At 70.5% G+C, this 8,033-nt stretch carries 9 protein-coding genes; 5 read left to right on the top strand and 4 right to left on the bottom strand.

Annotated elements, in window-relative coordinates:
* Positions 1-66: 66 nt before the first annotated feature.
* Both ACZ63J_RS38620 and ACZ63J_RS38615 read right to left on the bottom strand, forming a co-directional pair.
* Positions 67-1,032 carry a ferritin-like domain-containing protein gene (locus tag ACZ63J_RS38620; protein ID WP_465439837.1) on the bottom strand — a complete coding sequence of 322 codons (966 nt, stop codon included), beginning with the start codon at positions 1,030-1,032 and terminating at the stop codon, positions 67-69.
* A gap of 300 nt (positions 1,033-1,332) precedes the next feature.
* A complete protein-coding gene (locus tag ACZ63J_RS38615) occupies positions 1,333-1,692 on the bottom strand; it encodes a YciI family protein (RefSeq protein WP_465407076.1) in 360 nt (119 codons plus the stop codon).
* A 394-nt stretch (positions 1,693-2,086) separates the two neighbouring features.
* Between ACZ63J_RS38615 and ACZ63J_RS38610 the strand changes: the two genes are divergently transcribed.
* The 5 genes from ACZ63J_RS38610 to ACZ63J_RS38590 all read left to right on the top strand — a co-directional run bounded on the left by ACZ63J_RS38610 (position 2,087) and on the right by ACZ63J_RS38590 (position 5,171).
* Positions 2,087-2,452 carry a YciI family protein gene (locus ACZ63J_RS38610; RefSeq protein WP_465337469.1) on the top strand — a complete coding sequence of 122 codons (366 nt, stop codon included), beginning with the start codon at positions 2,087-2,089 and terminating at the stop codon, positions 2,450-2,452.
* Positions 2,449-3,663 (top strand): RNA polymerase sigma factor, encoded by a 1,215-nt coding sequence (locus tag ACZ63J_RS38605; RefSeq protein WP_465407078.1) that lies wholly within the window; start codon positions 2,449-2,451, stop codon positions 3,661-3,663. The genes ACZ63J_RS38610 and ACZ63J_RS38605 overlap by 4 nt, the downstream gene beginning before the upstream one ends.
* 78 nt (positions 3,664-3,741) lie before the next feature.
* Positions 3,742-4,236, top strand: a complete 495-nt coding sequence (locus ACZ63J_RS38600; protein WP_465407079.1) for an SRPBCC family protein — start codon at positions 3,742-3,744, stop codon at positions 4,234-4,236.
* A 43-nt stretch (positions 4,237-4,279) separates the two neighbouring features.
* Positions 4,280-4,603 (top strand): hypothetical protein, encoded by a 324-nt coding sequence (locus ACZ63J_RS38595; protein WP_465407081.1) that lies wholly within the window; start codon positions 4,280-4,282, stop codon positions 4,601-4,603.
* Positions 4,590-5,171, top strand: a complete 582-nt coding sequence (locus tag ACZ63J_RS38590) for a carboxymuconolactone decarboxylase family protein (protein ID WP_465407083.1) — start codon at positions 4,590-4,592, stop codon at positions 5,169-5,171. The genes ACZ63J_RS38595 and ACZ63J_RS38590 overlap by 14 nt, the downstream gene beginning before the upstream one ends.
* Before the next feature lie 8 nt (positions 5,172-5,179).
* Here ACZ63J_RS38590 and ACZ63J_RS38585 read toward each other — a convergent pair whose 3' ends face one another.
* Together ACZ63J_RS38585 and ACZ63J_RS38580 are read right to left on the bottom strand one after the other, a co-directional pair.
* Positions 5,180-5,656: a (2Fe-2S)-binding protein gene (locus ACZ63J_RS38585; RefSeq protein WP_465312557.1), complete on the bottom strand. Its 477-nt coding sequence runs from the start codon at positions 5,654-5,656 to the stop codon at positions 5,180-5,182.
* Between the two features lie 9 nt (positions 5,657-5,665).
* Complete coding sequence (locus ACZ63J_RS38580; RefSeq protein ID WP_465407085.1) at positions 5,666-7,996, bottom strand: molybdopterin cofactor-binding domain-containing protein; 2,331 nt, start codon at positions 7,994-7,996, stop codon at positions 5,666-5,668.
* Between the last annotated feature and the right edge of the window lie 37 nt (positions 7,997-8,033).

The following is an 8,033-nucleotide window of genomic DNA, read 5'->3' as shown; positions in this document are numbered from 1 at the left end:
GTCCTCGGGTCGGGGGGGGGGGGGGGGTGGGGGCCCCCCCGGCAGCGTCCCCCCACCCCGCTCCGATCAGTGGGCGGCGCTGGTGTTCACTTCGCCGTTGACGCCCTTCGGGAAGAACCCGCCGGACTTGGCGGCCTTGTTCGTCAGGTAGACGATGTTAAGCACCTGACCCGGCGAACGGCTGTATGCGATGCCGTTGGCGTCCGTGGGGACGATGTTGGCGTTGCCGTGGCTGTCGATGACACCCTGGTCGTCGTCGGTGGGGCCGTCAAGGCTGTCGCGGGCGGCCGAGAGCTTGAGCGTGGCCTTGCCGTCACCGCGCTGGTAGAGCGCGCTGCGGATGTTGGCCGCGTGGTAGGCCTCCACCGCGAGGATCCCCGCCGCCGCTTCGAGGTACGTCTTGTTCGTGATCAGCGGCGCGGCGCCCTTGTAAGCGGTGACGCCGACGTCTTCGAAGAGGAACGCGGCGAGCAGGAAGTTCTCCTCGCAGGAGAACGCGTCGAAAGTCTGGCCGGGCTTGACGAGCCCGGCGGCCTGTGCGGCGGCGGTGAAGCTCGACTGCAGGTCGATGGCCGGGCGGCTGACCGCGGCGGAGCCCAACGCGGACCGCAGGAACTGGACGTGCGCCTTCTCGTCGCCGGCGATTTCCTGGGCGTACTGCTTGGCGGCCTTGGTCTGGAACCGGACGGCGCGGCCGCCGGTGACACCGCCGCGGGTGCCGGTCCCGGTGGTCATCGAGTCGGCGAGGCCCTTGCCGGTGACGGCGTGCAGGTAGAACTCGGCTTCGAGGTACTCGAGGTTGAGGGCGAAGTTCAGGACGGCACCGTCACTGACCTCAGCCGACGCGGCGGCGGCCGCAGCCGTGGGCCGGGCGGTCGCGGCGGACGCGGTCCCGGTGGCGAGGCCGCCGAGCGCGCCCGCGCCGACCACCCCGAGCCCGGTCATCCCGGCCGCCTTGAGGAAACGGCGGCGGTCCTGGTCGTTTTCGGCGCTCCGGTTGATCATCGAAGCGGCATAACGCTTGCCAAACACGGATGAGCTCCTCCCCGCCCGCGCGCGTACGGCGGGCGTCACCCGACGCCGGCTCCCGGCGCTGGGGCGGATCTGTCGCGGACAGTCCACTTTCGAGGCTGGGCACGGAGCGGATGGGTTGATGCCCTGACCGGGTGACGATCCGGGTGCCCACCGTGCGAAATTAGGCGTTTTGTGCCGTTCGCTGCCGAAAAGCGCGAGGAATACCCGTTACTGAGCGGTAGAAAACTCGTTCGGCGGAAATCTTTGATCTACCCCAATCCGGTGAAGTTCATCGTCCCGAAATACGACTTTCCTGGTTCAGGCTTCGAAACCCGCCAGCGGCCGCACCTCGATCGGCACGCCGATCGCCGCCGTCACCCGGCCGGCCCACCCCAGGGCGGCGTCGAGGTCCGCGGCCTCGACGAGGTAGAAGCCGCCGAGGTGCTCCCTGCCCTCGGCGAACGGACCATCGGTGATCAGCACCTCGCCGCCGGACTCCCGCACCACCCGCGCCGCGCCGGGCTCGCTCAGGCGGGCGCTGAAGAGCCAGGTCCCAGTCGACTTCAGATCCTTCTCGACCTCGCCGAGCAGCTGCATCGACCGCCGCATCTCCTCTTCGGTGGGCGGTTCACGAACATCGCCGTCGACGCTGTGCACGGACAACAAGAACTGGGCCATGACTTCACTCCTCCGGCGGACGTCCGCCGCCGCTCACCGTCGATACGAACGAGCATGCCCTGGATCGACAGGTTTCCGTGAACGACTGGATTGGGCAACTGCTCGTCCGGCTCCCGCGTCCGAAGGGGATACAAGACATGGCGGTGGATCCCCGCGGCGAAGCCGAGCAAGGCCAGGACTGGGACGCCGTCCTCCAGGCGACAACACCTTGGCCGCCTGCTGGGGCTTGACACCACACCGGCCGGCAGGCCGTCGAGGCGATCGTGGGACACATGACCGACCGCAGGGTCGCCGATTCGGAAAGCTCGGACCGGGCTGTCGAGTTACGGTCGATCCGTTCGTCATCCTCTTCGACGACAGCACCACGGCTCGAGCTGGAGGACCTGTGCAGTACATGCTACTGATCTACAACTGCCACCGCCCCGAACCCGGCGACCCGGCCTTCCCCGACGCGCTGGCCAGGGTGAACGCCTTCGCCGAGGAGTGCCGCCGGCGGGGCGCGTTCGTCTCCGGCCACCCCCTCCAGGGTGAGCACACCGCCACCACCGTCAGCGTCCGTGACGGCAAGACGCTGATCACCGACGGCCCGTTCCCCGAGACCCACGAGCACCTCGGCGGCACCTACGTCCTGGACTGCCGCACCCTCGACGAAGCCCTCGAGCTGGCCGCGCTCTGTCCCATGGCCGCGGACGGCACGATCGAGGTCCGCCCGATCGCCGGGGTCCCGGACCTCGACCACCGCGCGTCGACGGGCGTATGACGGCCGCGCCCGTCCTGCAGGAGGCCTATCGCGAACACCGGACGAAGATGCTCGCCGCCCTGGTCCGCGTGCTGGGCGACTTCGAACTCGCCGAAGACGCGCTGCAGGACGCGTGCGCGCTCGCCCTGCGCAAGTGGGACCAGCCGCCCGACGACCCGGTCGCCTGGCTGCTGACCGCCGCCCGCAACGCCGCGATCGACCGGCTCCGGCGCGCCCGCCGAGGTCGCGAAAAGCTCGCGCAGCTCGGAGAACCACCGGAGGTGGCGACCGTGGACTTCGACGAAGATCGCCTGCTCAGCGTCGGCGACGAGCGGCTCAGCCTCATCTTCACCTGCTGCCACCCGGCCTTGGCCGAAGAGGCGCGAGTCGCGCTCACGCTACAAGCCGTGGCCGGGCTGACCGCCGGCCAGATCGCCCGGACCTTTCTGGTCGCCGAACCGGCCCTGGCCCAGCGGCTCGTGCGGGCCAAACGCAAGATCCGCGACGCGGGAATCAGCCTCGAAGTCCCCGCCGACCGCCTCCTGCCCGAGCGGCTCTCCGGCGTCCTCGCCGTGATCTACCTGATCTTCACCCGCGGCTACACCGCCGGCGGCGACCAGCCGGAGTACCGCGAGCTGCAACAGGAGGCGATCCGCCTCGCCAAGCTCGTCGCCACCCTCATGCCCGACGAGCCGGAAGCCCTCGCCCTGGTCGCGCTGCTGCTGGTCCACCACTCGCGCTCGGCCGCCCGGTACGCGCCGACCGGCGACCTGGTCCTGCTCGACGACCAGGACCGCTCACGCTGGGACCACGCCGAGATCGCCGAAGCCGTCGGCCTGCTGGACCGGGCCCTGCGCCTCGGAACGCCCGGGCCGTACGTGCTGCAGGCGACCATCGCGGTCCTGCACGCCCAGGCGCCGACGGCCGCCGACACGAACTGGGCCGCGATCGCCGCGGTGTACGAGCAGCTGCTCGGGTTGACGCCGTCGCCGGTGGTCGCCCTCAACCACGCCGTGGCCGTCGCGATGGCCACCACCCCGGCCGAGGGGCTGGCCTTGATCGACCGGATCGGGGGTCTTGACGGCTACCACCTGCTGCACGCGGCTCGCGCCGATCTCCTGCGTCGCCTCGGCCGCGCGGACGAAGCAGCCGCGGCGTACCGGCGTGCCCACGACCTCGCCACCACCCCCGCCGACCGGCGTTATCTCGCCGGCCGAATCCAGGAAACTTGACGGACGAAGCTGTCGAGAAGCCGAGCGGCCGCTCGTCCTCTGGTGAGTCAACCGACGACTCGCCGAAAGGACACACCCGTGAGCAGCACGTCACCGGCCGCCACCTCGGTTCGGGCCGACATCGTCGTCGAGCTTCCCCTCGAGCAGGCCTTCCGCGTGTTCACCGAGCGGTTCGACGAGGTCAAGCCGCGCGAGCACAACCTGCTCGCGGTGCCGATCGAGCGGACCGTTCTCGAGCCCCAGGCCGGCGGCAGCGTGTACGACGTGGGCACCGACGGCAGCCGGTGCGCCTGGGCGCGGGTGCTCGCCTTCGAGCCGTCGGAGCGGCTGGTCCTCAGCTGGGACATCAGCCCGCGCTGGCAGCTGGAGTCCGATCCCGGCCACACCAGCGAGGTGGAGATCCGGTTCATCGCCGAAGGCGCCGGCCGCACCCGGGTCGCCCTCGAACACCACCACCTCGACCGGCACGGCGAAGGCTGGGAAAGCTTCACGAGCCTCGGCTCCGGCTCGGGCTGGCCGCTGTATCTCGACCGGTTCCGCGCGGCGACGCAACGGGATGCCGCGGAGGCGTGAAGCGGATACCGTCCCCTGATCCTGGCAACAACGGAGAGGCCACATGAGCACACACCGCGATCGAGCGGAAGAACTGCGCGCGGCGGTGGGCGGCACCACCGGAGTCACCGATTCCGCGCTCCGGACCGCGGTGGCGGCCCGGGCGGCGGGCGGGCCGCCGGTGGCCGAACCGTACGACGAGCTGGCCCGGCAGATCGGTGCCGCCTCCTACCGGGTGACCGACGACGAGGTCGCCGCGGTCCGGCAGGCTTCCGGCAGCGACAAAGCTGCGTTCGAGGTCGTCATGTCCGCCTGCATCGGAGCGGGCCTGGCTCGCTGGGACACCGCGACCCGGATCATCGAGGAGGCGACCGATGCGCCTGCCTGAGGTCGAACGCGGTGACGGTCTCCGCAGCAAGCTGCTGATCCGGGTCATCTCCCTGGCACTGGGTGCGCGTCTCCCGGACGCGGCCCGGGTTGCCTTCTACCACAAGGGTTTCGTCGGCACGGCCCTCGGCGCGTGGACGCAGGACGTGATGCGCGGGCCGAGCGAGTGGTCGGTGGCGGAACGGGAACTGATGGCCGCGATGGTCGCCCAGTGGAACTCGTGTCCCTTCTGCATCGGGGCGCATCGGGCCATCGCTGTGCACGGGATGGACAAGGCGGTCGCCGACGCAGCCCTCGCCGACTACCACACCGCGCCCATCTCGGATCCCTTGCGCGCCACGCTCGCCGTCCTGGAAACCATCACCGTGCGCCCCGATGACCTGCAGGGCGACCAAGTCCGGGCGGCGCTGGCCGCGGGTGCCACCCGGGGACAACTCGAGGATGCGGCAGCGGTCGCGGCCGTGTTCAACATCGTCACCCGCTACGCCAACGCGCTGGGCTTCGCCATCCCGACCGACGCCGAGTTCGACAAGGCCGCCGGCATGATGCTCAAACGCGGCTACGCCTGAGCAGCTGTCTACATGTTCCGGGCCCCCGCCTGGATCGCCTCCCGGATCCTGGCGTAGGTCCCGCACCGGCAGATGTTGCGGATCTCGTCGAGGTCGGCGTCGGTGATCGCGTGGCCCGCGGCGGTCGCCTGCTTCACCTTCGCCACCGCGGCCATGATCTGGCCCGGCTGGCAGTAGCCGCACTGGGCGACGTCCAGCTGCAGCCACGCCTCCTGCATCGGGTGCAGGTCCTTCCCGACGGTCGCGGGCAGGCCTTCGATCGTGGTGATCTCGTCGGTGTCCTTGATGTCGGCAACCCGCACCGAGCACGGGTTGAACGCCTTGCCGTTGATGTGGCTGGTGCACGCCTTGCAGACGTCGAGCCCGCAGCCGTACTTCGGGCCGGTGATGCCGAGCAGGTCGCGCAGGACCCAGAGGAGGCGGAGGTCGTCGTCGGCGTCGACGGTGACCTGCCGGCCGTTGACCTTGAACGTGTGTTGCGGCACGGCTGGCTCCTAGTAGGCGTGGTCGAGGCCGTCGGTGGGCGACGGCGGCGTGGACGGCTGCAGCGGCAACGGCTCGAAGCTCAGCGTGCCGTGGTTGATCGGGAACGACGTCGGCATCTTGCCCACCGCCCGGGCGTAGGCGCAGGCGACCGCGGCGAACGACGGCGCGACCGCGAGCTCACCGGCGCCGCTCGGGCTGGTCGACGTGTTCGGCATGACGACGACCTGCGTCTCGGGCGGGGTGTTCCACTCCCGGGTGTAGAAGTAGTTGTCCCAGCTGCCTTCCAGCGGAATGCCGTCCTTGATGTGCACGCTCGAGGTCAGGCACATCGCGATGCCGTCGTTGAGCCCGCCGATCATCTGCGCTTCCAGGCCGCGCGGGTTGATCGCGAACCCGGGGTCGACCACGACGAGCGCCTTCGTCACCCGCGGACCGGTGACGGCGTCCGGGATCTTGCGGTTGACTGTCTCGGGGCGGCAGTCGATCTCGACCAGCACGGCGATCGCGCCGCGGTACTCGGAGTGCACCGCGATTCCCTGTGCGGTGCCGGCCGGCATCGCCCGGCCCCAGTTCCCGACCTGCGCGGCCTTGTCGAGGACCGCGCGCAGCCGGGTGTCCTTGAGGAACTCCCGGCGGAACACGACCGGGTCCTTGCCGAACTTCTTCGCCAGCTGGTCGACGACGAGCTCCTCGGCGGTGACCACGTTGGGCGAGTAGATGTTGCGCATGCTGCCGGTGTTGAACTTCAGCGGGATCTCGTTGAGCAGCTGGGTGGTCACGCCGAAGTTGTAGGGCGAGGACTGGGTCAGCAGGAAGATCGACTCGGCGAAGCTCAGGTTCCCGGCGATCGGCAGCCGCGACGCGAAGGCCGTCAGCATCTCGCCGAGCCCGTGGCTGAACTCGGTCTGCACGCTGGTGTGCCGCTGTTCGAAGCTGATCACGTTGCCCAGCAGGTAGGTGGCCCGTACCCGCGACACGCACATCGGGTGGATGCGGCCCTGGCGGAAGTCGTCGGTGCGCGACCACATCAGCTTGACCGGCTTGCCCATCTTCTGCGACGCCTCCGCCGCTTCGGCGGCCGCGTCGTGGAACAGGTGCCGGCCGAACGAGCCGCCGCCCTGGGTCACGTGCACCTTCACCGCGTCCTGCGGCAGGCCCAGCTGCTTGGCGATGTCCTCCTGCGCGACGATCGGCACCTTCAGGCACGACCAGATCTCCGCGCGGTCCGGCCGGACGTCGGCGATCGCGGCGCCGGTCTCCAGCGGGCTGTTGCTGGCGGCGGCGAAGGTGAACTCCGCGTCGATGTACTGGTCGAGCAGGCCGGGCACGACCATCGGCAGCTGCGCGGCCTTGAGCTTCTTGAGCACGGTCGCGTCGGACTCACCGTCCACCGTGCCCGGTCCCCAGGTGACCTTCAGCGCGCGGATCGCGTCGATGCACTGGCCGAACGTGCGGCCGCGCACCGCGACGCCGTGCGAGATCGCGGCGACGTCGGTGATCCCGGGCATCGCCTTGACCTCCGCGGCGTTGGCGATCGTCCGCGGTGTGCCGTTGATCGTCGGTGGCCGCGCGACCATGGTCGGCAGCGCGTCCGGGACGTCGACGTCGAGGGTGAACTGCTTGCGGCCGGTGACCGCGGCGTGGGCGTCGACCCGGTTCTGCGGGGTGCCGAGGACCTTGAACTCCGAGCGCGCCTTCAAGGTGGCGACCACGCTGATCGTCGTGGCCGACGCAGCGGCCTTCGACAGGGAGCCGTACCCGGCCTGGCGGCCGCTGGGGTGCCGGACCGTCCCGGCCGACGTCGTCAGCTGCGACACCGGGACGCCCCACTGCGCGGCGGCCGCGGCGAGCAGCCGCTGCCGGGCGATCGAGGCGGCGGTGCGGACCGGGGTGTAGATGCTGCGCATCGAGTTCGACCCGCCGGTGAGCTGGTTCATCAGCAGTTCGGGCCGCGCGTCGGCGAGGGTGACGTCGATCCGGTCCAGCGGCAGGTCGAGCTCCTCGGCGATCATCATCGCGACCGCGGTGGTCATCCCCTGCCCGACCTCGGCCCGCGGGACGGCGAAGGACGCGCGTCCGTCGGTGCCGATCCCGACGGTGACCAGGCCCGAGGTCGGGAGGGCGGCGAGGTTCTGCAGGTCGCCGAGGTCGAAGATGTCCTCCGGCTGCGGCAGGGACGGGATCGACGCCTCGGCCCGCCCCGGCGCGAGTTCGGCGGCGCCCAGCTGCGCGGCGACCGCGAGCGTCGGCGCGGCGAGCACGAAGCCGAGGAAGCGGCGACGGCCCAAGCTGCGTGGTTCGGGTTCGGGTGGCTGCGCGGCGGGGACGTGGTGGGCCATGAGCGGCTGGTTCCTCTCGAACAACGGTGTCGGAGAA

Source organism: Amycolatopsis sp. NPDC104863 (assembly GCF_055582965.1).
Note: the sequence above shows the minus strand (reverse complement) of the source record. Positions and strands in the feature narration are given on the sequence as shown.